General features: G+C 38.4%; 25 protein-coding genes. 16 read left to right on the forward strand and 9 right to left on the reverse strand.

Translation table 11 applies throughout. The features are described 5' to 3' along the window. The first annotated feature begins 144 nt into the window (after window positions 1–144). The 3 genes from P20495_RS07865 to P20495_RS07855 are packed head-to-tail and all read left to right on the forward strand — an operon-like array spanning window position 145 to window position 2,794. On the forward strand, window positions 145–1,260 hold the full coding sequence (locus P20495_RS07865; RefSeq protein WP_008136970.1) for an HDOD domain-containing protein: 1,116 nt from the start codon (window positions 145–147) through the stop codon (window positions 1,258–1,260). Between the two features lie 15 nt (window positions 1,261–1,275). Then, a complete protein-coding gene (locus tag P20495_RS07860) occupies window positions 1,276–1,827 on the forward strand; it encodes a heme NO-binding domain-containing protein (protein WP_008136971.1) in 552 nt (183 codons plus the stop codon). Continuing rightward, on the forward strand, window positions 1,820–2,794 hold the full coding sequence (locus tag P20495_RS07855; protein WP_008136972.1) for a sensor histidine kinase: 975 nt from the start codon (window positions 1,820–1,822) through the stop codon (window positions 2,792–2,794). Before P20495_RS07860 ends, P20495_RS07855 begins: the two co-directional genes overlap by 8 nt. 55 nt (window positions 2,795–2,849) lie before the next feature. On the opposite strand, the gene P20495_RS07850 is transcribed toward P20495_RS07855, so the two are convergent. Next, entirely contained in the window at window positions 2,850–3,065 is a 216-nt protein-coding gene (locus P20495_RS07850; protein ID WP_007376172.1) for a hypothetical protein, read from the reverse strand. Between the two features lie 171 nt (window positions 3,066–3,236). Between P20495_RS07850 and P20495_RS07845 the strand changes: the two genes are divergently transcribed. The 3 genes from P20495_RS07845 (at window position 3,237) to P20495_RS07835 (ending at window position 7,325) form a co-directional block, all read left to right on the forward strand. Further along, a complete protein-coding gene (locus tag P20495_RS07845) occupies window positions 3,237–5,144 on the forward strand; it encodes a DUF1800 family protein (protein ID WP_008136973.1) in 1,908 nt (635 codons plus the stop codon). A gap of 10 nt (window positions 5,145–5,154) precedes the next feature. Then, window positions 5,155–6,495 carry a DUF1501 domain-containing protein gene (locus tag P20495_RS07840; protein WP_008136979.1) on the forward strand — a complete coding sequence of 447 codons (1,341 nt, stop codon included), beginning with the start codon at window positions 5,155–5,157 and terminating at the stop codon, window positions 6,493–6,495. 116 nt (window positions 6,496–6,611) lie between these two features. Further along, window positions 6,612–7,325, forward strand: a complete 714-nt coding sequence (locus P20495_RS07835) for a DUF1499 domain-containing protein (RefSeq protein ID WP_008136981.1) — start codon at window positions 6,612–6,614, stop codon at window positions 7,323–7,325. Window positions 7,326–7,444: 119 nt separating this feature from the next. Here the strand turns inward: P20495_RS07835 and P20495_RS07830 are convergent, their stop codons facing one another. Next, on the reverse strand, window positions 7,445–8,728 hold the full coding sequence (locus P20495_RS07830) for an MFS transporter (RefSeq protein WP_083829684.1): 1,284 nt from the start codon (window positions 8,726–8,728) through the stop codon (window positions 7,445–7,447). 937 nt (window positions 8,729–9,665) lie between these two features. Between P20495_RS07830 and P20495_RS07825 the strand changes: the two genes are divergently transcribed. From P20495_RS07825 to P20495_RS07815, 3 genes are all read left to right on the forward strand, one after another. Further along, on the forward strand, window positions 9,666–10,961 hold the full coding sequence (locus P20495_RS07825) for a PAS domain-containing methyl-accepting chemotaxis protein (protein WP_008136983.1): 1,296 nt from the start codon (window positions 9,666–9,668) through the stop codon (window positions 10,959–10,961). A 334-nt stretch (window positions 10,962–11,295) separates the two neighbouring features. Continuing rightward, complete coding sequence (locus P20495_RS07820) at window positions 11,296–13,461, forward strand: TonB-dependent receptor (RefSeq protein ID WP_008136984.1); 2,166 nt, start codon at window positions 11,296–11,298, stop codon at window positions 13,459–13,461. Window positions 13,462–13,675: 214 nt separating this feature from the next. After that, entirely contained in the window at window positions 13,676–14,638 is a 963-nt protein-coding gene (locus P20495_RS07815; protein WP_008136985.1) for a TDT family transporter, read from the forward strand. A 2-nt stretch (window positions 14,639–14,640) separates the two neighbouring features. On the opposite strand, the gene P20495_RS07810 is transcribed toward P20495_RS07815, so the two are convergent. Further along, on the reverse strand, window positions 14,641–14,832 hold the full coding sequence (locus P20495_RS07810; protein WP_007376860.1) for a DUF2986 domain-containing protein: 192 nt from the start codon (window positions 14,830–14,832) through the stop codon (window positions 14,641–14,643). A gap of 137 nt (window positions 14,833–14,969) precedes the next feature. Between P20495_RS07810 and P20495_RS07805 the strand changes: the two genes are divergently transcribed. Continuing rightward, the gene (locus P20495_RS07805; RefSeq protein WP_008136987.1) at window positions 14,970–16,457 is read left to right on the forward strand and encodes a dipeptidase; all 1,488 of its coding nucleotides are present in this window, start codon (window positions 14,970–14,972) and stop codon (window positions 16,455–16,457) included. A 70-nt stretch (window positions 16,458–16,527) separates the two neighbouring features. On the opposite strand, the gene P20495_RS07800 is transcribed toward P20495_RS07805, so the two are convergent. After that, the gene (locus tag P20495_RS07800; RefSeq protein WP_008136988.1) at window positions 16,528–17,313 is read right to left on the reverse strand and encodes a putative porin; all 786 of its coding nucleotides are present in this window, start codon (window positions 17,311–17,313) and stop codon (window positions 16,528–16,530) included. Between the two features lie 115 nt (window positions 17,314–17,428). Next, entirely contained in the window at window positions 17,429–18,196 is a 768-nt protein-coding gene (locus P20495_RS07795; protein WP_008136989.1) for an EAL domain-containing protein, read from the reverse strand. Window positions 18,197–18,414: 218 nt separating this feature from the next. On the opposite strand from P20495_RS07795, the gene P20495_RS07790 reads away from it, so the two are divergent. Continuing rightward, window positions 18,415–18,600, forward strand: a complete 186-nt coding sequence (locus P20495_RS07790; protein ID WP_008136990.1) for a 2TM domain-containing protein — start codon at window positions 18,415–18,417, stop codon at window positions 18,598–18,600. 56 nt (window positions 18,601–18,656) lie between these two features. Here P20495_RS07790 and P20495_RS07785 read toward each other — a convergent pair whose 3' ends face one another. The 3 genes from P20495_RS07785 to P20495_RS07780 form a co-directional block, all read right to left on the reverse strand. Next, window positions 18,657–19,094, reverse strand: a complete 438-nt coding sequence (locus tag P20495_RS07785; RefSeq protein ID WP_008136991.1) for an OsmC family protein — start codon at window positions 19,092–19,094, stop codon at window positions 18,657–18,659. A 124-nt stretch (window positions 19,095–19,218) separates the two neighbouring features. Beyond that, window positions 19,219–19,359 (reverse strand): DUF2256 domain-containing protein, encoded by a 141-nt coding sequence (locus tag P20495_RS21635; protein ID WP_002958154.1) that lies wholly within the window; start codon window positions 19,357–19,359, stop codon window positions 19,219–19,221. A 2-nt stretch (window positions 19,360–19,361) separates the two neighbouring features. Beyond that, on the reverse strand, window positions 19,362–20,891 hold the full coding sequence (locus P20495_RS07780) for a cryptochrome/deoxyribodipyrimidine photo-lyase family protein (protein ID WP_008136993.1): 1,530 nt from the start codon (window positions 20,889–20,891) through the stop codon (window positions 19,362–19,364). A gap of 87 nt (window positions 20,892–20,978) precedes the next feature. On the opposite strand from P20495_RS07780, the gene P20495_RS07775 reads away from it, so the two are divergent. From P20495_RS07775 to P20495_RS07755, 5 genes are read left to right on the forward strand one after another with little or no spacing between them, the layout of a single operon-like run. After that, the gene (locus P20495_RS07775; protein ID WP_008136997.1) at window positions 20,979–21,587 is read left to right on the forward strand and encodes a flavin reductase family protein; all 609 of its coding nucleotides are present in this window, start codon (window positions 20,979–20,981) and stop codon (window positions 21,585–21,587) included. A 32-nt stretch (window positions 21,588–21,619) separates the two neighbouring features. Further along, entirely contained in the window at window positions 21,620–23,287 is a 1,668-nt protein-coding gene (locus P20495_RS07770) for a YHYH protein (RefSeq protein ID WP_008136998.1), read from the forward strand. A gap of 9 nt (window positions 23,288–23,296) precedes the next feature. Further along, window positions 23,297–23,827 (forward strand): hypothetical protein, encoded by a 531-nt coding sequence (locus tag P20495_RS07765; protein ID WP_008136999.1) that lies wholly within the window; start codon window positions 23,297–23,299, stop codon window positions 23,825–23,827. Beyond that, window positions 23,827–25,272: an ATP-binding protein gene (locus P20495_RS07760; RefSeq protein WP_008137000.1), complete on the forward strand. Its 1,446-nt coding sequence runs from the start codon at window positions 23,827–23,829 to the stop codon at window positions 25,270–25,272. Before P20495_RS07765 ends, P20495_RS07760 begins: the two co-directional genes overlap by 1 nt. Window positions 25,273–25,311: 39 nt before the next feature. After that, window positions 25,312–25,986, forward strand: coding sequence for a response regulator (locus P20495_RS07755; protein WP_033016000.1), 675 nt, complete (start codon window positions 25,312–25,314; stop codon window positions 25,984–25,986). 24 nt (window positions 25,987–26,010) lie between these two features. Here the strand turns inward: P20495_RS07755 and P20495_RS07750 are convergent, their stop codons facing one another. Beyond that, entirely contained in the window at window positions 26,011–26,868 is an 858-nt protein-coding gene (locus P20495_RS07750) for a PA4780 family RIO1-like protein kinase (RefSeq protein WP_007376869.1), read from the reverse strand. Window positions 26,869–26,979: the final 111 nt, after the last annotated feature.

Consider the following 26,979-nt stretch of genomic DNA (forward strand, 5'->3'; position numbering starts at 1 on the left):
AAAGTATATCCTATCAGAGCTCAATGGCTTTATCTTAATCCTATGAAGCTCTAATACGATTAGGCCCTTTTCGTTTTATGTCTATTTGTGAATTTATACTACGCTTTGATTAGAAATTAATACGTTATAGCGAAGGTATAGTGAATGCATGAGCAAAAAATAAATATACTTTTAATTGATGATGACGAATTACTATTACGTGCACTAGCAAGAACGTTGAGCCGCTTATGTGCAAATGTTACTGTAGCCTGCTTACAGTTACCTAATGAATTTGAACGTTACATAGAAAATAATAATACACCCGACATTATTTTTTGTGATTCTATGATGCCACTTTCTTCAGGGCTTAAAGTACTAGAGCACGCTAAAGCGATCTGTCCTACAGCCTTAAGGTGTTTATTTACCAGTGATTTAAGTAGTAACTATCAACTACAAGTTAACAACACAATCCACTTTCATCTTGTAAAACCTTTTACACAAAAACATTTAGTCGCGGTGCTAGACAGCGCTAAGTTATTAAAATTACTTCCTATTCATGCTCCTCATCGCGTTATTTTAGGGCAGCTTTCAGACTTGCCATTTTTAGGTGTTGTGACTCAAAACTTATTAAGTGAGTTAAACAAAAATGAGCCAAACATTTCTATTTTAGAAAATAATATTAGCCACGACCCTGTATTAACGGGAAAAGTTTTGCAGGTAGCCAACTCCGCATTTATGGGGTTTGATAGTCAAACTACAAACTTAAAAGAGGCGATTATAAGAATTGGTTTAGTTAGTTTAAAGGCGATTGTGGTTTTTTCTGAATTGTCTCAACAATTACTTAATAAGGCTAAGCAAGAGACGCTTAATGAGTTAATTAATAAAGGATATAAAAAAGCAAGTATGGCGCAATCGCTCGCTAAGTATTTAAAGCAAGATAGGCAAACACAGTTGTTTGCATTTGCAGTTGGTTTGCTTAGTGTTATTGGTGAATTAGCTGCTATGTGTATTGTGCAAGATAACGAAGATGAAAACGTGCCTAAGTACGCTCTTAGTGCCTACTTATTAGCGCTTTGGGGGTTTGAAAAGTCAATTGTTAGGGCGCAGTTACTGGATGATTTACCTGTGGATGAGGGGATATCATTAACTGTTATTCATATGATTGTTGAGCATGCTTATTGCCAGCAAGTAATTGAGTTTAATCAAACTGAATATGACTTTATTGATGATTTGAAAATACTAGAAGATGTACAACAATGGTTTTTAAGTTTTAAAAAGTGATACACGAGGGGATGTATGAAAGGTGTTATTTTTAGAGGACTTGAAGCCCTCGTTATTGAAAAGTGCGGCATGGCTGCGTGGGATGATTTACTTGAAAAAAATGCACCTAGTGATCGTATTTATATTTCAGCAGAAAGCTATCCAGATGAAGAAATAGTGGGTTTGGCGCAAGATGTAGCTGATGCTTTATCTATGTCTATGCCTGATGTGTTAAAGGCATTTGGTGAGTATTTATTTGGCCACTTAAGGGGCCGGCACCCTACAATAGTTGAAAACTTTAATGGGTTTGCGGACTTAATTATGGGTATCGATAAGGTGATTCATGTTGAAGTTGCAAAACTATATCAAGAGCCAAATTTACCAGAAATTAAAGCAGAGCTTATTGAAAATGGATTTATTTTGATGCATTACTATTCCAAAAGGCAGCTGTGCATGTGCGCTGAAGGGCTTATTTTTGGTGCAGCCTCTCATTACGGTATCGAGGTGGCGCTAAATCATGTTGAATGCATGCATAATGGTTATGATAAATGTGTAATTGAAGTTAAATATGAGATTGGCAATGAGTGAAGATACCCACAACTACAAAAAAGCATACCTTCGTGAAAAAGCAGCAAGAGATGAACTAGAGATGCTACTTGAGGATAAAACACGCGCATTATTTTGTGCAAACCAAGATCTTGAAGAAAAGCTTAACATGTTAAAAAATCAGCAGGTTACTCTTATGCAAAGTGAAAAAATGGCTACTTTAGGGACGCTATCGGCAGGTGTTGCCCATGAAATAAATAATCCACTGGCATATGTAACAAGTAACCTTGAAAGTATTAAATTTTTTAAACCTACGCTGATAGCATTAATGACTGTTGCAAAACAATATATTAATAAATCAATATCTGCTGCAGAGATGGAAACATTACTAGTAAAACTTGATAAAGAAAGTGATATTGATTTTATTTTAGATGATCTAGATGAACTATTAAATGATACGCATGAGGGATTACAGCGAATTGCGGCAATTGTTAATAACTTACTTAATTTTGCTAGACCTAAAAATAATTCCATGGCTATGGCTAATATTAGAGAGTCGCTAGAGGGGGCTATTAAGTTACTCGCTAATCAATTAAAAACATGCAACATAACGTGTTCGGATGATGAATTACCATTAAGTTATTGTAATTTGTCGGCAATTAATCAAATCTTCGTAAACCTTTTACTAAATGCTAAATATGCCTGTGATTTAGTACAAGACCAGCAAGGAGAAATTCTTGTTAATTTATTCTCAGACGAGAAAAACATCTACATTGAAGTGTCCGATAATGGCTGCGGAATGGATGAAAAAACAGTCAATCATATTTTTGAACCATTTTACACTACAAAGCCTGTAGGTGAGGGAACTGGAATGGGAATGGCTATTGTATATAACGTATTAAAGGAACATAAGGGATCTATAGAAATTGAGAGTGAGCTTAACAAGGGCACTCTAATGCGTTGTATATTACCCATAATAACACTGCCAGACTCATCTCTAGCGTGTTAAAAGTAATTAACGTATTTATATTTAATAAATTACGTATGAGAGGGGGTTTGTTTACTTATATTTCTTTACCTGCGTGTCGCTCAGCTAGGTCATCAAGTTCTGCAATAGTGTAATCAAACCCATTTTCGTCATACTCATAGCTTACTTTTACACTGTCGCCACCATTAAAAAGACGAGTTTTTACATCGTTAACAGACCAATTTTTTAGTTCATGTGAAAATCGGTTGGCAACTTGTGAAGATTCAAAACGATAGCTAATTTCTGTTTTCATAAATAATAAAGCCCAGGCTAATTTAAACCACCGTATTTTTTGTGTTTTTGAGGGTTAGTCAAGTTTCGGTTACAAAAAATAAAGGGTTAAATTGTAAATTTTGTGTTTCAATAAATGCATCAAACTCGGTACATGGTAATGTACCTTTATTAAAAGACGATGACGACTTTCATGCATTATAAATATTTTTTGATGGCAAGCTCAGTTTTGCTACTAAGTGCTTGCGGTGGTTCAGGCTCAGATGATACGCCAACTATTAACGGAAATGAAATTCCTATTTTATCTGTGGCTAATATTCCAAGCGATATAACCAAAAGCCAAACTATTGAATTAACTGCAACAGCGAGCGATAACGACGGCACAATAACAAGTGTGATCTGGGAGCAAACTGCTGGTCTTAAGGTACTTGATGAGCCAATAGCTGCTAACTCTGTGATAATAAATATTCCTTCAGCATTGAGTTATTCACCAAAAGAGTATGCCTTTAATGTAACTGCAACGGACAACGAAGGTGCTATTGCAGTTAAAACGGTAAGTTTTATTGCCAGAAACGCGATGGATGAATTTGCTGCTGCACGTTTGCTACACCAAGGTAGTATGGGGCCAACACTTAATGAAATACGCAAAGCCCAAGGGTTAAGTGAGCAGCAATGGCTTGAAAGCCAAATAGCATTACCAATTGAATACCACAGAAGTTATTTAGTCAAAAGTCCGGCTCAAGATGACTTTAGATATATCAACCGTATTGATGGTTGGTGGAAGGCGACCTTGCGCAGTGACGATCAGCTTCGCCAGCGCGTTGCATTTGCATTGAGCGAGATATTAGTGGTGTCGGATGCCAACAGCAGCTTAAGCTCTCAACCAGAAGGAATGGTTACCTACTACGATTTACTGCTTAAAAATGCATTTGGTAATTACCGGGAGTTACTAGAGGATGTCACGCTTTCGCCAATTATGGGGACTTATTTAAGCCATTTAGGTAACGAAAAAGCAGATGATGCACTTAACATTCGTCCAGACGAAAATTACGCACGTGAAGTAATGCAGTTATTTACCATTGGGCTTGAAGAGCTAAATAAAGATGGTAGCGCAAAGCTTGATGCCCAAGGGAATACCATTGCCACTTACGGGCAGTCTCAAATTGAAGGCTTTGCACGGGTATTTACTGGTTGGACGTTTGCCGATAGTGAAACGTTTAAACGCAAAAGCCGTGATTATATTAAACCAATGCAAGCATTTAGCGAATACCATTCAAGTAAACAAAAAGTACTTTTAAATAATGAAGTAATCCCTGAGGGCTATGGGCCAGAGGAATCACTGCAAATAGCACTCGATAATTTATTTAATCACGCCAATGTAGCACCATTTATTACTAAGCAACTAATTCAACGATTAATTACATCAAATCCAACCCCTCAATATATTGAGCGAGTGGCTAATGTGTTTAACGATAATGGCGATGGTGTGCGTGGGGATTTAGCGGCTGTCATTAAAGCTATTTACTTAGATGACGAGGCTCGTCATTTTGGCAGTGTTTTAAGCTATCAAGGAAAAGTTAAGGAGCCCTTACTAAAAACAGTACAATTTTGGCGAAACCTTGATGTAAGGTCTTTAGAAGGGGAGTATAGAACATGGAATTTAATAAATAATTATGGGCAGGGACCAATGCGTTCGCCATCTGTATTTAACTTTTTTAGACCCGATTATCAGCCAGCTCAATTACGCAGTGATGAGTTAGTCGCACCGGAATTACAAATAGCGGGTGATACTACATTAATTGGCACTATGAACGAGCATTTCTCAGGTTTAGTATGGGGAACTGCAGAAGCACGTGATGATTTAAATCCCAAAGAGTTATATGTTTATATCAAGAGCGATATGAGCTTTTTAAAAAGTAACGGGGTAGGTGCCTTACTTGAACAGTATAATGTTTTATATTTTGCCGGTTCAATGAGTGCTGATACGCGCCAAGCATTGCTTGATTTAGATGCATACTTTAATGATGCCGAATATCGAGAACGGGTATCGTATTTACTTTACATAATTGCTATTTCACCTGAATTTAATTTGCAGTATTAGGAGAGACATAATGAGCATAAATAGAAGACAGTTTTTGTCGTTATGTTTAAAAGGCGGTGTGTCGGCGGCCGCGCTAACAAGTTTACAACTGCAAGCATTAACGGGGTCAGTAAATGCGATTGAGTTGGGGGATTACAAAGCGTTGGTGTGTGTGTTTTTATATGGCGGTAATGATTCACTTAATATGCTAGTACCATTAGAAGGTGAGCAACGTAGCTTGTATGAACAAAGTCGTCAAAACCTTGCTGTTTCGGCGCCTATAGCACTTAATAGTGCAACTAATTTTGCTGGTGGAGTTGGGCTGCATCCTTCGCTTGCGCCTATTAAAAGTGTGTTTGATTCGTCTAATCTAGCGTTTGTTGGCGGCCTTGGAACTTTACTCGCACCTACTACTCTCGATGATTATAAAAATAAAACCGTGACGATCCCCAAACATTTGTTCTCGCATAATGATCAGCAGGCATCATGGATGTATGGGCGTGAAAAACAGTCGTTAAATAGTGGGTGGGGCGCACGTTTACTTGAGCGCTTAGAGCAGCAAGATCAGTTTGCCGCTAATATATCGCTTGATGGTACAAACCTTTGGCAAACGGGTAATCAAACAAAAGCATTTGCACTTAATAAAAGCGGTATAAGTAAAATTAATGCATTTAGTGATTATAAGCCGCGCATGGAACATGTAACTACTATAATGAACCGGATTATGAGTAATACAGTTCATCCCCTCAGTAGTGCTTACGCTGATAGCTTCAAGTCGGCGATTAATAACACCCAAGCGATGAATAATGCGCTAGAAACAGCGCCAGCGTTAATTACTTCATTTAGTGATACAAGTTTATCGGAGCAGTTAGCAGCAGTTGCTAAAACAATTAGCGTGCAGTCAAAATTAAGTACTCAGCGCCAAGTGTTTTTTGTGTCTATGGGCGGGTTTGATACCCATGATAATCAGCTAGATACTCACCCTGTATTGCTAAGCACATTAGCCCAAGGGCTTAGTGAGTTTGATAGTGCGATGAAAGAGCTTGATATGGCAGATAAAGTGACTGCGTTTACTATGTCTGATTTTGGTCGCACGTTGACCTCAAATGGCGATGGCACTGATCATGGTTGGGCAGGGAACCAAATAGTAATGGGCGGCGCAGTAAAAGGCGGCAATATATATGGTGAGCTTTTAACTCAGCATTTAGATGGCCCACAAGATACCAGTGGCGGGCGTTTAATTCCAAGCGTTGCAAATGAGCAGTACTTTGCCACATTGGCTCAGTGGTTTGGTGTGCCGAGCTCTGAGCTTGTTGATATTTTTCCTAATTTAAGTAACTTTGATCACACAACATTGGACTTTTTTGTGTAATTAGTCGCTAATAGTAATCTAAAAGCACTTATAGGCAGTATAAGCTACTCGTTAATAGCGTTAATAGCGTTTATCTGTTTAATAATAAAAATCACACACAATAAAGGAATCATAAAATGAAAATTTTAGTGAGCTTAGTTAGTTTAATTGCCTTTTTGCTGGTCGTTCTGCCTGGGCCTTTGTACAAATTTGGTATTGTAGAACTAGGAACTGCATTCACAGGCTTTCGATTTGGCGTTTATGCAGGTGGCGCTGCACTTGTGCTACTTTTAATACAGATAATCTTTATGCGCAAAACCGTGACATTTGGTAGTGCAGCTATTGCGGTTGTATTTTCAGCAGTGGCTATAGCAATGCCTTTAAATATGATGAACACAGCTAAAAGTGTGCCGCCAATACATGATATTTCTACCGACTTAGTTAACCCGCCTCAGTTTGTAGCTATTGCACCACTTCGTGTTGATGCGCCAAACCCAGTTGCCTATGCAGGCGAAGAAACCGCAATTGAACAACGCAAAGCTTACCCAGAACTTGCAACGCTTAGTTTTGCTCAATCTAAAACTGATTTGCTTGAAGCTACAGAGCAAGCAGTGAAAAACTTGGGTTGGGAACTTGTTAACACAGATACAAGTTTAGGTCTTGTAGAAGCGACTGATACAACAACATGGTTTGGTTTTAAAGATGATGTCGTTGTCCGCATTAACGATGAAGGCAGCGAACGTTTTGTCGATATTCGTAGTAAGTCGCGAGTAGGACGTAGTGATTTAGGCAAAAATGCACAGCGCATTCATACATTAATTAATGAGATAAATACTGAGCTAACAAAATAACGCAGTTTAGTTAAAATATAAAAATTAAGCCCAAACGTTGTTTGGGCTTTTTTGTGTTTATTATTTAAAACTCAGCTTAATATCAATTCGCCTAATTAATCCCTCAAATTGATTAAGTATTATTGTGGATTGCTATAACTGGCGGCTTGCGCTGTTGGTTGCTGTTTATTTAGTTGTAAGTAACTTAGTAGCCACATCCCCAAACCACCTAAAAATAATGCAGCTGCTACGTAACCTGTTTGATTAGGTGCAGCACCCTGTGCTATTGCAATTCCACCGACCCAAGGGCCTATAGCATTGGCAGTATTAAATGCGCACTGTACTAAGGCGCCAATCATAGCGTGGCCTTCGGGGGCGACGTCCATTAAAAGCGTTTGAATCAGCGTAGCCAAGCCCACACTGCAACCAATAAAGAAGATCACCGCATAAAGAGCCCAAATATTATGGCTTGCCGTTACATAAGCAAAGGCAAATACAATGGTACATACAAGTGCAAGACCAGTGGTTTTAATTGCAGATTTATCGGCTGCTTTACCCAGTACATAGTTACCGAGCGTACAACCGATACCAAACATTACCATTGCGATAGAAATAGTATACGGGGCTGTTTTTGTTACCACTAATATGGTGTCGGCAATGTAAGTATAAATACAAAACACCCCACCAAAGCCAATAATTACAATACCTAAAATAGACCAAACCAGTTTATTTTTAAGTACGCCAAACTCGTTTAGTAAGTTAGAAGGCTTAGCGTTATCGATATTTGGCACTACTTTATAAACAAAAATAAAAGCAATAAATGCAAGCACTGCAGCGCCGGCTAAACAATACCGCCAACTTAAATTTTGACCTACAAGTGTAACTACGGGCACACCAACAATAGTAGCCACAGTTAAACCCATAAACACCTTAGACATAAAGCTAGCACGCTTACCTTTTGGGGCAATATCAGATGCTAATAAAATAGCTGCGCCAAAATATGCACCATGAGGTAAACCACTTAAAAATCTGAATATTACAAGTTGCTCAAGCGACGTTGCCATCGCGCTTAATCCGTTTGAGACAAACATTAAGCTTATAAAAATGAGCAATGCTTTGTGCTTTCTCATATTAGCAGTTGTTAGCATTAAAATAGGCGCGCCCACTACAACACCAATGGCGTAAGCACTAATTGCATAACCACTTTGTGATGGCGTTGAACCAAATGTTTCGCTAATCAGTGGCAGCATAGGCATCATCGAAAATTCAGATAATCCTAAAATAAATGTACCGAGCGCTAATACAAGTAAAATAGCGGTTCTGTTAAGTTGACTAGATGCCGACGTTACATCTGATGTCATAAAAAATCCTTTGAAATTGATGTGAAATACATAGATAAAAGCAACAGTAAAATATGTAAAAATATTATATAGGCTAGATTCTGTTTATCTTTCGAGATTGAATTTAACTGCAGTATATTTTTTTAGGCAAGACAGAGCTTATTAGTGTGATTATTCCCTCATGGATGTAGGTAAAAGGTGTGAGCAGAACGCGGAAGCTTTGCTCTGTTTTTACTTAGCCCACTAGGTTACACAACTCGCGCCGCGATTAAATCGAACCTAGATAGAACGAATTTTAATCTTGAAATATCAACAGACCCTAGAAAAAATGGCGTGATTTAGGGATAAACAGGTGGTTATATTAAGTTAAAAAGTGCGCGGCGTCATGTGCCAAACTGAAATTAAATAAGATATATACGATTTATGTATTTAATAGTGATATTTTTATACATATAAAATTAGATTATTCTTGAGCCCGTTTATCTTTCGAAATTGAATTTACAGGAGCTTGTTTACTTTTAAGCACAGTGGCCTTATGTACCCTGGTTAACTCCCATAAATATTTGATAAAGTAGCGTAAATGCCAAGCATGCGCTGTCTTTACTCACTCTTATGTCAATGTAAATCAGTAGAGTAAGCAGGATCAGTTACCTAGCCTACGCCGCGATTTAATCGGCCAAGATAGAATAAATTTTAATTTTTGAAGATCAACAGGCTCTAGATAATTAACCTAAACTCAGATTGAGGTTTTTCTCTAGCCAGAGATTTTCTGTGAAAAAAGGCGAGTTTACGCGTTAATAGCTGGCCTATTGCAAGTAAATTAAACGCAGTTAGCGCTGAAAGTAACCACTTGAGATAGATTGATTATCCAGAGTTTCGGTCAATTAGTGTGATGCGGCGCATAAAGTCTAATTTATTAGATTAAATTTGTATTTTTGCCTATATTTAAATTTTATAGTTGTAGTATAGAGCTTAAATAAACAGCTCATTCAGATTAAACATTTACCCTAAGGCAGCTTATATGTTTGGTATAAATAAAAGTAACTCGAAAATAGAAGCACTTGAGTTACAAGTCGCTCAAAAAGAATCAGTATTAAATGCAATAACGAAGCATGTTGCTTATATTGAGTTTACGGCTGAAGGGATTATTTTAGACGCTAATTTATTATTTTTGAACACAGTAGGTTATACCAAGGATGTTGTTGGTCATCATCACCGTATGTTTTGTGAAAAATCATATGCGGAATCGAAAGAGTATACTCAATTTTGGAAAAATCTCAGAGATGGTAAGTCAGTGAGTGGGTCTTTTTTAAGATATAACTCCCAAGGCGAAAAAATATGGTTAGAAGCAACATACTTTCCAGTTGAAATAGATGGGGTTGTCGTTAAGGTAATTAAAATAGCCTCTGATATTACGGCTAATTACACGCAAAGAAAAGCACAAGAAGCAGTTGCAGAAGCATTAAGCAAAGCGTTGGCAACGATTGAATTTACCCCTCAAGGTGAAATATTAACAGCTAATAACAACTTTTTGTCTGCTACCGGTTATAAGCTAAATGAAATAACAGGTGAGCATCATAGGATGTTTTGCACCGACGAGTTTTACGATAAAAACCCACATTTTTGGGATGAGTTAGGGAAAGGGCAATTCAAATCAGGACAGTTTAAACGAGTAAAAGCAAATGGAGACATAATTTGGCTTGAGGCAACATATAACCCTATTTTAGATAACAAGGGAAACGTGATAAAGGTTATTAAATTTGCTTCGGATATAACTGAGCGCATGTCGCGTAACAGAGCCGTTACAGAAGCCGCAGCGATTGCACACGAATCAGCCGTTTCTACGGTTAAAACCGCCGTACTAGGCTCTGGTATTTTAAGCGATTCGATCGCAAATTCCGATGCCATCGTAAATCAGGTCCTTAAATCAGTTGAGTTAATTAAAAATCTAAATGAACAATCTGCGGTCATAGGATCAATTGTTTCTACTATAAGTAGTATTGCCGATCAAACTAATTTACTAGCTTTAAATGCAGCTATTGAAGCCGCTAGAGCAGGTGAATATGGCCGAGGTTTTGCAGTAGTAGCTGATGAAGTTAGACAATTGGCAGCAAGAACGAGTAGTTCTACAAATGAAATTGCAACGGTTGTAAAAAACAATCAAGAGCTGACCAATGATATTTCAAAGCAAATAACATCTGTTTCTGATTCCTCGGTTAAAGGGCGAGAGTTAATTTCAGAAGTATCTGACGTTATAAAAGACATTGAAGCTGGGGCGGAGAAGGTGTCGGAAATTGTGTCGCAGCTAAATGTATAAAATTTAAAGAATACATTTTTATATAAGGGTCACAGTTTTACTGTTGGCTCTTTTTTATAATTAAAACCATCCTTTATTTATGGCCTGCTTATCTTTTGAGGTTGAATTTTCAGCAGTATGTTTGGTATTTAAGTAAGGCAGAGCCTATGTAGTGTTTATTCCTCATAAATAGGCGATAACGTAGAATAAATGCCAAACACGCGCTGCACGAAGGGTTCTGTCTAGGGGCAATTTAACAACATTCTTAATTGATAAAGTGCGACAATATGTCGCGCTTTTGCTTTTGCAGTTCACACTATAATTACGCCAATTATTACAGTGGCATAAATTAACAATGGTTTATAAAAGCAAAACTCAAAAAACTTACTTACTTTCCCCTGTCGCACTTTTTATTAGCGGTGTGCTATCTCCTTTTGCATTTGCCGACGATACGCCTTTAGAAGTAATTGAAGTACACGGACATGCTCAAAATAAGCATTTAGCACTTGGTTCGTCAGAATCGTTATTAAGTGATTTAGGTGTCGATTTTTCAGCCGCGGGCGGCGTATCTAACCTCCCTATTTTAAATGGTTTAATGGGCGACAGAGTTAAAGTGTTAATTGATGGCGCAGATGTTACCGCTGCATGCGCTAATCACATGAACCCGCCACTTTCGTATATCTCGGCTAATCAAATTACGTCTTACAATGTGGTTGCAGGCGTGTCGCCAGTAAGCGCGGGCGGCGATAATATTGCCGGTGTAATAAGCGTTAATTCTATTTCACCACAGTATAGCGATAGCAATGAATTAGGTTGGCACTCAGGTTATGTGTCAGCAAAGTACAGTAGCGTTGATAACGGACGTAAACTTGGCGTTGGTGCACGTTTAGCAAGTGACACGTTTAGCCTTAATTATCAGGGTTCGTTTAGTGACGCAGATAGTTATGAAGACGGTAACGGCGATGTAGTATTAGATACATTGTATCGAGCACAAAATCATAGTTTAACCGCAGCTATGCGCGATGATAAACAGCAATTAGTTATAAAGCTAACGCATCAAAAAATCCCGTATCAGGGATTTGCAAATCAGTATATGGATATGACCGATAACACCAGCTACGGTGCAATAGCTCAATACAAACGCTCCTTTGAAAACAGCGAGCTTGAAGGGCAAATTAACTGGCATAGCGTAAAGCACGAAATGGGTTTTTTCAGTGAAGAAAAAACAGGCATGATGCGAATGAAAACCGATGCACAAGATATAAGTACGCAGCTTAAATGGCGTATCGCGCTTGATAAAAACAGCAGTATTTTACTCGGTCAAGAATATTACAATTACAGTATTGATGATTGGTGGCCAGGTATTGAAGGCTCAACCATGATGGGACCAGACGATTACGTAAATGTAAATAACGGTAAACGAGAGCGCATAGCGGCATTTGCAGAATTTGAGAGCCAAATAAATACAAAATTATGGTTAAACGCAGGCGTACGTATTGAAAGTATTAATACCCACGTTGGAGAGGTTCAATCTTACAACGATGACATGAGTATGATGGATATGGACGATATGAGCGACATGGGTAGTATGGAAAGTATGACCATGAGCGATACGTCTACAGATAATACCATCGCTGCACAGAACTTTAATGCTGGCGACAGAGATAAAACCGACACTGTAGTTGACGCTAATTTATTAATTAACTACCAAATAACAAATTATGATGAGCTGCAATTTGGTCTTGCCCGTAAAAACCGCGCGCCTAATTTATACGAGCGATACAGCTGGGGCGTAAGTAATATGGCAACCACCATGATTGGTTGGTATGGCGATGGTAATGGCTATATTGGTAACCCTGATTTAGACGTTGAAACAGCGCATACTTTAAGTGCTACTTATATTAAATCGGCTAAAGATGATGGTTGGCGATTAAGCACCAATGTTTGGTATACAGATGTGAATGATTATATTGATGCTGATAGTGTAAGAAGCTTCAATAGTTATGACTTGGACAATACAGCGCGTAACATTTTGCATTTTACTAATGTAGATGCCATTTTATATGGTGCAAAAATAGATTTAACAGCCAACATTTATGAATCTAAGAATTTAGGCAATTGGCAGTTACACGCTAATGTTACCAATACCAGAGGCAAGCGAGACGATACTAACCAACCGCTTTATCAAATTAAACCATTGCAAACTCAGCTAGGTATTAGCCAGCAAATAGGTCGATTTGAAAATGCGTTATCTTGGCAGTGGGTCGATACTAAAAGCCGTGTAGATAATAATCGTTTTGAAAACCAAACAGACATCTTCAGCTTGGTTAATTTAAGCTCTAAAGCCACATGGGATGCATTAACGCTAAGCGCAGAAGTGAGTAACGTGTTTGATGAGTACTACCAACTCCCATTAGGTGGCGTAAGCATTGCAGCACTTAAACAAGATAGCAGCAACGGGTTTGAACAACTTGCAGGACAGGGGCGCTCATTTAATATAAGTGCTAGCTATGCGTTTTAATTAACCTCATATTCAAATTTAAAATAAAGCAAAAGCCATAACCATGTTATGGCTTTTTTGCGCTTTAATAATTAAGCCGTAAGCTTATTTTTTATGAAATATTTGTACGCAAAAAGCGTTCTATTAAGCACGCTTGTACTATTTTACAGCGTTATTTTAAGGAAGTGCAGTAAAAAGTAGTAACTTGTTCATCACCCAATGATTAGGAAATACAGTGTTTAAGCAATTTAAAAATAAAGTGATGGGTGCGCCAACAGCTATGGCCGGTTTAGCTTTGGGTATTGCTAGTATGGGGTGGACATGGGAAAACGTTTTTAATTTAAACTCTCAAGGGCAATTTTTGGGATCGGTATTAGCTGGCGTATTAGTTTTACTTTTGGCTGCTAAGTTTTTACTACACCCTCATTTATTAAAAGCCGATTTAGCTCACCCAGTTGCAGGAAGTGTGATCCCTACATTTGCAATGGCTAATCTTGTTATTTCAAACTCAGTTGGGCAATTTAACCCATTAGTTGGCGATATTATGTGGGTTTTAGCTTTTGTGCTGCATCTCATATTTTTGGTGAGCTTTTTATACCAGCGAGCAAAAAAGTTTAATTTTGAAGATATGGCGCCCAGTTGGTTTGTGCCACCAGTGGGGATAATTATTGCAGATATTACTTTTTCGGGAAATCCGACATTAGCGTGGTTAGCTCACAGCGCACTGGTAATTGGTATATCAACGTACAGTATTATGCTGCCAATTATGTTTTATCGTTTTTTATTAGCATTAAAAAGTGACTACGAAATACAGCCAACACTTGCCATTTTAGCTGCGCCTGCCAGTTTAACATTAGCGGGATATTTTCATATTGTAGCTAATCCATCACTTGTTATAGTGGGGGCATTATTTATATTAGCGATAATAAAAACACTGATTGTTTATGTGTTATTTATAAAGTTATTACGCAGACCTTTTACGCCGAGCTACGCTGCTTTTACGTTTCCAATGGTTATTGGGGCAACTGCATTATTTAAAATGAAAGACTGGATGCAAAGTATAAACCTCGCAATATCATATGTAGATACAGTTAATTACTTAGCTACGTTTGAGCTTATAGTTGCCACGGCAGTGGTATGTTATGTAAGTGGTCGGTACTTTTGCCACTTTAAATTATCAAAGCAACAGGTAACGTAAAGTTACTCTTGGATTACCTGTGGTTCATTATTTTCTTGTTCAGCTAGTTTTTCGCGCTCAGCTTTTGATACATAAGACGGTTTGTTGCTTTTATGCAATTTAGCGTTAGTGCGTTTATCTTTCTTTTGAAATTTAGTGACGATTTTTTTACGACGGTTCACAATTAAATACTCTGTTAATTTTAAGTCGCGCATTATACAGCCATCCTCATAAAAGCTGCTATATAAATATTTACCTTACGTTACCTGTGTGCCTGCCACAAATTGCTATATGTAAGCCTCCCATAGCGTTATAATTAATGCTCTTAGTTATTAATTAAATGGGAATTGTTTTGAAAAAGTTAGCTTTAGCCAGTATTGCTTTATTTGCGTTTGGTGCTCATGCGCAGCTAAATAAAAATATTGATAGCGTTGCCGATTACGCAGTAAATACCTACCAAAATGCTCAAATACACACACTAACTAACTTAGTGGCTTTTCCGACCGTTAATAAAAGCGACATTACCGCTCCTCAAAATCCCGATTTTATTGGCTTTAAAGCACTTTTAAGAATGAAAGCTGCAGAGCTTGGTTTTGACTATCAAGATTTAGGGTACACCGTTTTAATTGGAATGGGCGAGCAAAGCGAAAAAGTAACGGTAGTAACGCACGGTGACGTGCAACCTGCTAATGCTAGCAAATGGAAACAAAGTCCTTTTATTATTGATACATCTGAACCGGGAAAATTAGTTGGTCGTGGTACGGAAGACGATAAAGGTGCAATAGCAACAGCGCTTTACGCCATGAAAGCAATTAAAGATAAAGGCATAACCCTTAATAACCGAATTGAGCTTATGATTTACCTTGCTGAGGAGTCTGATTGGGGTCCGCTTACTCAATTTATGAAAACGTATGAACAACCAAAATATGCAGTAACGATTGATGCATCATACCCTGTAGTGGTTGCCGAGAAAGGCTGGAGCTTAATTGCACCTACTTTTAATGCAACATCACCACAAACGGGTTTATATGTAAAGGATGTAACTGGCGGTGCGTTTAGAAGCCAAATTCCAGAAGATGCAAGTTTAGTACTTCACAATGCAGACGCTGCACTTATTAATACATTAAAGGCAAAAGCCAAAACATTAAATAAAGTTGAGTTTAACTTTAGTGAAAAAAGTAATGGTTTAGCAATAAGCGTTAAAGGTATGTCGGCGCATTCATCAGAGCCGGAGTCGGGTATAAATGCCATTGCTTATTTAGCTGAGTTATTTAAAGGCGTGGAGCTTGAAAATAACAGTGACGGCGAGCTAATCGACTTTGTGAATCAGTTAATTGGTTTAGATATTCACGGTAAACAGTTTGGCGAAATAGCTTACAAGCACGACTTTATGGGCCCGATGACAGTGGCACCAACCGTTATTGAGCGCGATGGTAATGCGCTAACACTTGCTGTAAATGCACGTCGCCCTATGGGTAAAGACGAAGCTGTATTACAAAAGCAAATTGATGATGCGCTCGCTAATTGGCAAGCCACTAACAATGTAACGCTTGCCAACATAGAAACAATTATTGGCACACCTATGCTACTTGATAGCGCGCCGCATGCGCAAAAGCTGCTTGATATTTTTAAGCATTTTACGGGCGACGAAAAAGCTGACTTTGTATCAATAGGTGGTGGCACTAACGCAAAGCTGTTTGATAATGCGGTATCGTTTGGTCCTTCAATGCCGGGTAAGCGCTACACAGGTCACTCAGAGCATGAATTTATGACACTTGAGCAACTTGAGCTTAATTTACGTATGTACACAGCGATGATGATAGAGCTAGGTAATATGTAACCTAAAGTTATTTAGAAAATGCCGCCTTGTTTAACTGAACTGACCCAGCAAGGCGGCTTTTTTGTGTTTATTAAAATTGGGCTACAAAGCTAAGATTATATACATCATAGTTATCATTATCAGTGTAATTAGCTGTGAAGTAGTAGCTATCATTAATAAAGTACTTACCTTCAATAACTAAATCAGAGTCGTTTGAGCCAATACCGACTGCAACATGTTTATTAAAGTAATAGTTTGCGAGCACATTAAAAACTGAGTCGTCGCCAACATCTAGGTAGTCAACATTTATAGCAAAATAACTGTCATCGTAAAGATGGGCAAAGTAACGTGATGATAGGTCCCATGACTCTGTTTCATCATCTGTTTCAACAGTAAAACCAATGTAGTCGGTGTCGTTAATTTCATGATTATATTGAGCTTTAAATAAATAAACTGTATCGCTATATTCATAATCTAACATACGAACAGATACTTTTAGTGAATCAGCAAATAAGTAACCTAAACCAAGTGAATAGTTGTCGGCATCACCAATATTAGGTAGTTCAAAAGTTGCAAAAGCATTGCCGTAAAAGCCTTCTCCAAAAATACCTTTTCCACTATAACCATCTGAATTAAAATAATTTAAGCCTATATTACTATCTGTATCCAAGTAGCCATAATCATCCCACACACCTGAGTTTTGCTGTTCCTCAAAGTAATAGTGAGTTGATAACCCGTACACATTATCACTGTAATAATCAGAATCAATTTTTGCGTAGTTTATAGAGTTAAACCATTGTTTTGATTCTGACTGCTCGACGTTTGCAGACGCTGTACAGCTAAGTGCGAGTAAAGTGAGTGGCATTAAAAAGCGCATTAAGTATCCCTTCTTATAATTAAGTAAATTTGTTACTAGAATGGGTATTATATTTATGAGGTTTTATAAGGCAATTAAATGATTGTAATAAAGTGTTTGGGTATTGTAGATTTTCCTAATTAAAAACGTAGGTTACCTCAGGCAAGTTTTCAAAGCTTGGTTTGGCAAATAAATACCCTTGCATAAGCTCAACACCTGCGTTTTTAAGCCATGTATATTCTTCTACTGTTTCAATCCCTTCAGCCAGTGCGATAATATTTAAATCGCGAAACATATTTAAGCAATGAGTTACTATTAATTGGCGTTTTTTGTCGTTGCTTATATCGCGTATTAGCGCCATATCCAGCTTGATAATATCTGTTTGAAAGTCAGCCAGCAGATTTAAACCAGAATAACCTGCACCAAAGTCATCGGTGGCGGTTTTAAATCCGAGAGACTGATAGTAATCAACAACGCGTTTAATGTGTGCGGTGTCTTCTATTTTTTCTACTTCAGTAAATTCAAACATAATATTTTGAATTGGGAAGTTATACTTTTTTGCAGCTTCTAGTGTGGTGCGTATACATCGCTCTGGTTTATAAATAGCATTAGGTAAAAAGTTAATGCTTAGCATTGATGTTATGCCCAGCTTTGAGGCTAGTTGAATGGCTTTAATACGACAAAGCTGATCAAATGCATAGCGGTTGTCTTCATTCACTTTTGAAATGATTGAATAAGCAGACTCGCCATTTAAACCCCTAACTAGTGCCTCATAGCCATAAATAAGATTAGTTTTACAGTTTATAATCGGTTGAAAAGCCATAGAAAAATCAAATTCGAGATCGTTAGCATCAGCACAGTTACTACATGTAACTTTTTCACAATCTTTTGATTTTTCGCTCATTTAGCTCATCCTCTTATGTTTATTTGTTTAGGTTAGTTGAGATTAGATTCTAACACAAATAGATTAAAGTATTGTTTTTTATGTTTTTATACATAATAAATGACTATGTAATTAAATGAAAAGCGATGACTAATGTCAGATCACTTAGTGACATTTAGCAGGTGTGTACGTTGCTTATTAAAACAATAATAGCGACATACATTACTTGGAGAATATAAATGAGCAATACAGTGACATTAGGCAAAAAAATTAAAGGATATTTACTTATTTTAACTTTGCTAAGCGTTATAAATTTACTAACTTCGCCTAGTTATATATGGGTAGTATGGCCAGCAATTGGGATGGGAATAGGGCTTGTAGTAAGTACTTTGAGTAGGAATAAACCTAAAAATAATTCTTTATAATAAGCAAGCCAAGTAATTACTTACTTGGCTTTTTTAGTAAGGAACTGTCTAAATAGTTAAAATGCTGATTGAAGTGTCGCATCTAGTGATATTTCGGTATTTAAGAGCTTGGAAATAGGGCAGTTCTTTTTGGTTTGTTCACATAATGCTTGAAACTGCTCATTTTGAATATCATCAATACGCGCTTTTACTTCCAGGGCAATATGCGTTACTGAAAAACCATCATCTACTTCATCAAGGCTTACAGTGGCTTTAGTATCAATTTTATCTGCGGTAAAGCCTGCATCACCTAATGCAAGCGAAAGTGCCATACTAAAACATGCACTGTGAGCTGCACCTACTAATTCTTCAGGATTTGAGCCTGCCTTATCTTCAAAGCGGGTATTAAAACCATAAGGTTGTTTGTTAAGCGCGCCACTTTGAGTTGATATGCTACCTTTGCCTGTTTTAATATCGCCAGACCATGTTGAACTTGCCGTTTTTTTAATAGTCATCATCTTCTCCTTGCTTGAGTGTAAGCTTTTCAGGTTAGCTAAGCGTTATTTACAAAATAAACTTATATAAAGCCTTAAAAGCATTAATTACTGATGATGTTGCAAAATAGACGCCAGTTAATTGTTATCCCTGTTTATTTCGCTTACAGCGCTCTGAACAATAAATAACGTTATCCCAGTCGCGCTGCCATTTTTTACGCCACGTAAAAGGTTTATTACAAATAGGGCATATTTTCTGAGGTAAGTTTAGTTTTTTGTGCGCCATGCTTACTTAACCTTGCTGTTACTTTTAGTATCCGTTTTACTTTTTGTTCGAGTAACTTTTTGAGTACCCCCAACGTGCTTTTTAAGAATCCTCCCTATGGCGCGTTTAACATCGGCTCGCTCACGGTATTGCCATAAGCGCTCGCGTGCTTCTTTTGAGGCTGCTGCTAAATCAAGCATCGGTTCAGGGTAATCCTCCCCTAACTTAAAGTCGTTAAAGAGTGCTTCCATCGGAGTTTGCTCCCAAGGCTGATGTAAATATTCAATAGGGAGTTTTTCAAGCTCGGGGCACCACTTTTTAATAAACGAACCTGTTGGGTCTTGATCCTCCGATTGTTTAATTGGGTTGTAGTGCCTAATGGTATTAATACCTGTTACCGAGGCTTGCATTTGAATTTGCGGGTAGTGAATTCCGGGCTCAAAATCTAAAAAGTAATTAGCGAGGGGAAAGCTTGCTTGCTGCCAGCTTATATTTAAATGATGCGTTACAAAGCTTACAAGCATGGCGCGCATTCTAAAGTTTATATAACCGGTGGCTTTTAAGCAGCGCATGCAAGCGTCAATAATGGGAATTCCTGTTTGACCTTGCGCCCAGCGTTCAATATCGTTTTTAACATGTTCATCATCACGATACGGAAATACATGATAACCCGGATTAAGGGCTAAAAACTCCATAGAACATTCGTTCTCAAACTTTTGCATAAAGTGGCAGTGCCAATGTAAACGGGATACAAACGCAGCAAGCGGGCGCTTCCAGCCTCTTTTGTCAGGGTGTTTTGAATGATATTCATCAATGGCCATTTGATACACTTGCCTAAGGCTAATGTTCCCCCACGCTAAATACGGGGAAAGCCGAGAGCAGTGGGTTTGGCTTAAACTTGGGCTCGATATTCCTTTTTGATAACCTTTACCACGCTCGGCAAAAAAGCTCTGCATTACAGTGCGCGCATGCAGCGGGCCGCCTTGTTGAAAGCTGTTGTGATCTTGCGTGTAAGCGCTTGGCAGCTCAGGTGCTTGGTAGTTATTGAGGGTAATTGTTTTTATACTCTTCCAATTAGGAACAGCAATAGGTGCTTGCATTGTTTGCTGCCAGCGTTCATTCCAATTATTACGATTTTTTTTGCCGCGAATCACCGCGCCTGTTTGCGACTCTTGCCAGTTAATGTGGTTACTCTGGCACCAAGTTTTAATAGCTTTATCGCGCTCAAAGGTGTTGTTTAAGCCTATTTCTTGATGGCTAAAAATATTAACTATTTCAAACTGCGTCTTTAACGACTCAAGTAAATCGCTCATGTTTAAATTAAAGATATGAACACAGGCGTTAAAACGCGCTAGCTGATTATTTAACTCAACTATTGATTGATATACAAAGCGCCAGTGCCGCTCATTGTAGTGTGCATCTTCGAGCAGTAATGGCTCAAAGTTATAAAGTAACAGTGTCGGTAAGCCATTACTAAATGCACTTTTTAATGGTTGGTGATCGCTAAGACGTAAATCACGTTTAAACCACACTATGTTTATTTTATCATGCATATTTTAAAAAATGGCTGCTGCTTTAATGTATTGTACGTAATAAACTTATTTTAAGATTTGCCGCGTGACTTTTAATAAAGGAAAAGTATGTTTTTAGATCTCACCGAAAATACCAACCAAAATGTTTACTCTTACTTAGTCGGCGGTATAAGCCCACGGCCTATCGCATGGATAAGTACATTAAATAGTGAAGGTATTGCGAATATTGCGCCTTATTCATTTTTTACTGTGGCTAGCTGCAAGCCACCTGTTTTAAGTGTTACGCAAGTAAACCCTAGTGATAAAACGAATAAAGATACGCTCAGTAATCTAATGGCAACTAAAGAATGTGTGGTTAATATAGTTAGCCAAGAGCTAGTTGAAAAAATGAATCAAAGTTGTGCAAATTACCCTAGTGATATAAGTGAATTTGATGCAGCTAACATCGCGCAAGCTCCAAGTAAGTTAGTTAATACGCCAAGCGTTGCCGATTCAAAAGTACGGTTTGAATGTAAGTTACGCGAAGTTATTAGTATTTCAAATGAGCCAGGTGGCGGGCAAATGATGTTGTTGGATGTAGTGGGTATTTGTATAGACGATGAAGTGATGAGTAATGGCTATATTGACCCTGAATTATTAAATGCAGTGGGTAAAATGGGCGGTGATTACTTTAGTACAACCAAAGATAAGTTTTTGCTTAAAAGACCACAGTTGTAATTTTATGTAGATTCTTCCTTTGTTTATGCACATTGTTTGCACTTTTACTTGTTAACTTTGCTTTATTAAACGTTAAAGTAAAGGTTCAAACATTGAAAACACTTCTTAAAATAAAAGCCTCTAATGCAACTAAGTTATTTGCGTTAAGTGCGCTTTGCATTGCTTTAAGCGCATGTAACAGCGATTCTACAATTACTACAACAGACGGCGAGACAGTCAGTAATAGTGCTCCAACGGTTGATGCCGGTATAGACCAAACTGTTAATGCGGGTGATACCGTTTATTTAAGTTCAACAGTTGAAGATGATGGCGAAGTATCTGTTAGTTGGTCACAAACATCAGGCACTACCGTTAGTTTATCTTCAAGTACCGCAACATCTATAGAGTTTGTTGCACCTGAAGTTTTAACCGATGAAGCACTTGTATTTGAAATCAGTGCAGATGACGGCACAAACGATGTCGTTGTAGATACCGTTATAGTTAATGTTATTGCTTCATCAGACTCAGGCTCAGACACTGGTGCAGTTGATAATAGTGCAAAACTTACCAGCTGGTTAATTAACAACGATACAACCTCTACTTATATACAAAACAATGGCGCAGTGGTTGAAGATGTTCAATCAGTTGAGGTTGTTACTGTTACTGAGGAAGATGCTGACGTTGAATACATGTATGTGCAAACAACTGACATTCCTAAATATGACGTAACGCTTACACAAGACCAAGTAGACGCACTTAATAATCGCCCGCGTGCAGCTACTGATTTTTATAACGGTGTAACCTCAGCAGCAGTAGGGCAAACCATTTCGTTTGGTGAAGATATTGGCTATAACAGCAGCACTGAAAACTGTGATGACACAGGCGGTGCAGGTTATTGGCCTCCAGGACCAGGCTGCCCGACAGAACAAGCGGTTGAGGCGTATTTTCCTATAACACCGACCGACTTATCAGGCACTGAAACTTGTGAAACAGGTTTAGGTACAGTTGGCTTAATGGTTAATGGCACCAGTATATTTAACTGGGGCGATGGTATGAGCTACGGTAATAATATTTGGTATACACTAGCGCCCATTGCTGAGCAATATGATGTTGATGTGTGTGGCGGACATGCTGCTAACGGTGAATATCATCATCACTTTTATACGAGTTGCTTAGCTGATTTACTTGAAGATGATGGCGATGCGCATTCACCTATTTATGGGTTTGCAGCTGATGGCTATCCGCTTTATGGTCCTTATGAAAGTAACGGTCAACTTGCATTAAGCGGCTGGGAAATGCGTGATTATGGCGCATCAGAAAGTGAGGGTGGTTGTGGTACTGAGGGCGAGCGAAGCTGTACTTTAGTTGATCAATACGATGTTAGCCAAGGCACACAAACAAGTGATGCAGGTGCTGCTATCGGCGCAGAAGTAACGACGCTCTCTGGTAATACATTAAATGCCGACGATGGGTATTACTTTGAAGATTATTACTACGCACAAAAAACAGTAACCGGTGCTCAATTAGATGAACATAACGGCCACGATACTAACGATGGCAAGGGTTATCACTACCATATAACACTAACGTTAGACAGCGATGGTAAATTACAGCCTTCTTTCCCTTATCAAATAGGGCCTCGTTTTAAAGGTCAATTAGCCGATAATTCAATTGGTCGCTGTGACACTGGCGAAACAATGGGTCCACCACCGGGAATGTAAGGAGTAACTATGCGTTATTTTAAATACGCATTGATCCTAGCAACGGCTGCGCTATTGAGCTTCAAACTTTTTGCGCAGCAGGAAATGATGGATCATAGCCATATGCCTATAGCAGTGCCAAATGATACGCCAACCCCAGCATTAAGCCTTAAGTTATTAAAAGATAGTATGTCGGGTTATAACTTAATTTTAGATACACAGAACTATGATTTGTCTGTGCCGCCAGAGGGCACGATGAACATGCAGCAAATGATGAGCGCTACTACAAACGATGACACGGGCTTTTTACAAGGTCATGCTCATTTATATATAAATGGGGTTAAAATACAGCGAATTTACGGACATGCATTGCATTTACCTGCTAACTTATTTAAAAGTGGTATAAATACCGTATCGGTTACTTTAAATAATCATGGTCATATGTATTGGACCGCTCAGGGCAAAAAAATAGTTGCTACGTTGTATGTTAACGACCAAACCAAAGAGTTTATAACATACCGATTTGAAAGCTTTCCTAGCAAGGTTGAAAACACGCATTAATGAAAATTCATAATAAACTTTTTTTAATACTATTTAGTTTTACCTTTAGTGTTATTGCAGGGCTAGTAGTACTTATACAATGGAGTATAGGGCAAGGCGTAATTGATTTTGTTAATGCAAAAGAGGTGAAAGCGCTTGAACCACTTGTTGCGCAGCTGTCAAGACAGTACGAACAAACCCCCTCATGGCAACGCGTTGTTGGCGATGACGAAAATTTTAGAAAGCTTGTTGAATCGCAGCTAGAAAATAGCCAGTTTTTACCTAGACCACCAAAAGGTCCAGGTCCCAGGGGAGGGATGATGCGACGACCGCCGCCAGATCATGTTCGTTTAGGGATGGATCGCCGCCCACCACCGGACAATATTGCTCACTACGCATTACTTGATGAAAATAAACAGCGAGTAATGGGTAAATATCTCAGTGATTTAAAATATATAACAACCTCAATTACAGTGGGCGATAAAACAGTGGGTTACTTAGCTGTTTCCAAAAGAGATAGCTTAGTTGATGGCTATGAACTTGATTTTTTACAGCAGCAAACTAACTACTTATGGTTTATTGCTTTAGCTGCGGTAGTGCTTACATTACTGGTTACCTTTTTATTGTCTCGCCACTTAGTTAGCCCAGTAAAGCAAATTGCTAACGGTATGCATCGCTTAACGCAAGGTAACTATGAGACCAAACTTACGCTTGAGCGAAAAGACGAATTAGGCCAATTAAGCGAAGATTTTAATATCCTTGCATTTACACTCGCTAAAGATGAGCAAGTACGTAAGCGATGGCTTGCTAATATTTCTCATGAGCTTAGGACGCCAATGAGCATTTTACTCGGTGAACTTGAAGCTATGCTACTTGGTATACGAGAACCGAACGCAAAAAATATAAGTTCGGCTAACGATGAAGCTTTGCATTTAAAACGCTTAATAGACGACTTGCATATGCTCAATAGCGCAGAGTTAGGAGGTATGCACTACACTATGCAACCTACTGATATGGCGTTATTATTAAATACTATTGAGCAAAAATATCAGGTTGTGCTTGAACAACATAATATAAAAATTCATTTACTAAATAGCGCTAAACACATAACTGTACAAGCAGATAAAACACGCCTTTTGCAGCTACTCGATAATATTTTAATGAACGCAGTACACTATGCACAATGCACCACTATTTCATTAACGGCTAGCAATATAAGTATTAAAGGGCAAACCTACTTAGAGCTTATAATTGAAGATAATGGCGTAGGTGTAGAGCAGTCGCATTTATCGCATTTGTTTGAGTATTTATATCGAGTAGATAGTTCGCGTAATCGCCAAGAGGGGGGTTCTGGTTTAGGCTTATCTATTTGCCAGCATATAGTTAAAGGGCATAAAGGTGAAATAGCTGCTAAAAAAGCCAGTTTAGGTGGTCTTGCCATTATTATTAGATTGCCGACGATTTAGTTTATAAAAATAAAGTTGAGGTTACTTACAGAGATGCCTATGAGTGAACAAATTCTGATTGTGGAAGATGAAGTAAAGCTAGCTAACTTAATGAGTGACTTTTTAAGCAGCCACCACTTTATCACTCATCAAATACATCACGGGAATGAAGTATTACCTTGGCTTGAAATTAACAGGCCGAGCGTAATTTTGCTCGACATAATGTTACCTGGCCAAAGTGGTATTGAATTGTGTAAAGCAATCAGGCGCTTTTCAAACGTGCCTATTATTATGGTATCGGCAAAAGTAGAAGAAATAGATAGGCTGCTTGGACTTGAGTTAGGTGCAGATGATTATATTTGTAAGCCGTTTAGTTATGCTGAGCTGGTGGCGCGAGTTAAAGCTATATTAAGGCGATTAAGTAGCGCAAGTGATGTTACAGAGTCAACAATGAAGCTTGACGAGAGCACCTACAGCGTAAAATACAAATCAAGCAGCATAGAGCTAACGAACTTTGAATTTCAGCTATTTAAACCTTTGTTTAACAACCCAAATCGTATTTATTCGCGCGATAGTTTAATGGACACTATGTACGCCGATCAGCGTATTGTGAGCCATCGTACTATTGATAGTCATATTAAAAAGTTGCGTAAAAAATTAGATGAAGTGACACAAACTGAAAGTGTTATTCAGTCTGTTTATGGGGTTGGCTACCGATTTGTGCATCCACAGTAATGTGGAATGAGCGATGACGATGAGCTACTCATCATCGTCAGCATTTTTAATTCGCTCTAAACGGTCAAACTCTTCGTATTCTGCTGCCTGAATTTCATCAAGAATAGAATCTACATCGGCAAGTTCGTCGCTGTCTTCAAATTCACCTGTAAGCGTTGAATTAGGCGTTAAATTGGCCTCTTCAAATAATGCCCACATTTCTTTAGCGTATTGAGTTTTTAGTATGCTTGGCGCAAATTCACCATAGTAGCGGCGTATGTTATTGACATCGCGTGCAAACATAGCTTGTGCACTGTTATTTGCTGAAGCGTTAACTGCTTGCGGTAAATCTATAATTACAGGGCCGTTGTTATCTACAAGTACATTAAATTCAGATAAATCGCCGTGTATTATACCTGCGCAAAGCATAAGCTTAATATAATGCATCATGAGTTTATGCTGCTCAATCGCTTGCTCTTCACTAAAAACGACATGTCCAAGTTGAGGAGCTACGTTACCATCCTCGTCCGACACGAGCTCCATAAGCAGCACGCCATCAATACAAAAGTAAGTATCAGGTACACGTACACCCACACCGGCTAAACGAGATAGCGCATCCACTTCGGCATTTTGCCAAATCTCTTCTTCTAATTGACGGCCATAGCTAGAGCGTTTGCCCATAGCACGGGCTTGGCGTCCACCACGTACTTTTCGGCCTTCTTGGTATTGTGCCGCTTTTTTAAAGCTACGTTTAACGGCATCTTTATACACTTTTGCACAGCGTATGTGTTCACCACAACGCACAATAAATACATCGGCTTCTTTGCCGCTCATTAGTCGGCTTATAACTTCGTCAATAAGGCCATCATCAACAAGAGGTTGTAGGCGTTTAGGTATTTTCACAGATTGCCTGCTAAGTAGGGTTGGTTATTAATCATTATTTATGAAAGTGCTCTGTATTTGTTTGTTTAATTGGCTCAAGCAGTATATCAGCTTTGAGAATTAAGGGCAGTA

Source organism: Pseudoalteromonas sp. BSi20495, from assembly GCF_000241185.1.
GTDB lineage: Bacteria > Pseudomonadota > Gammaproteobacteria > Enterobacterales > Alteromonadaceae > Pseudoalteromonas > Pseudoalteromonas fuliginea.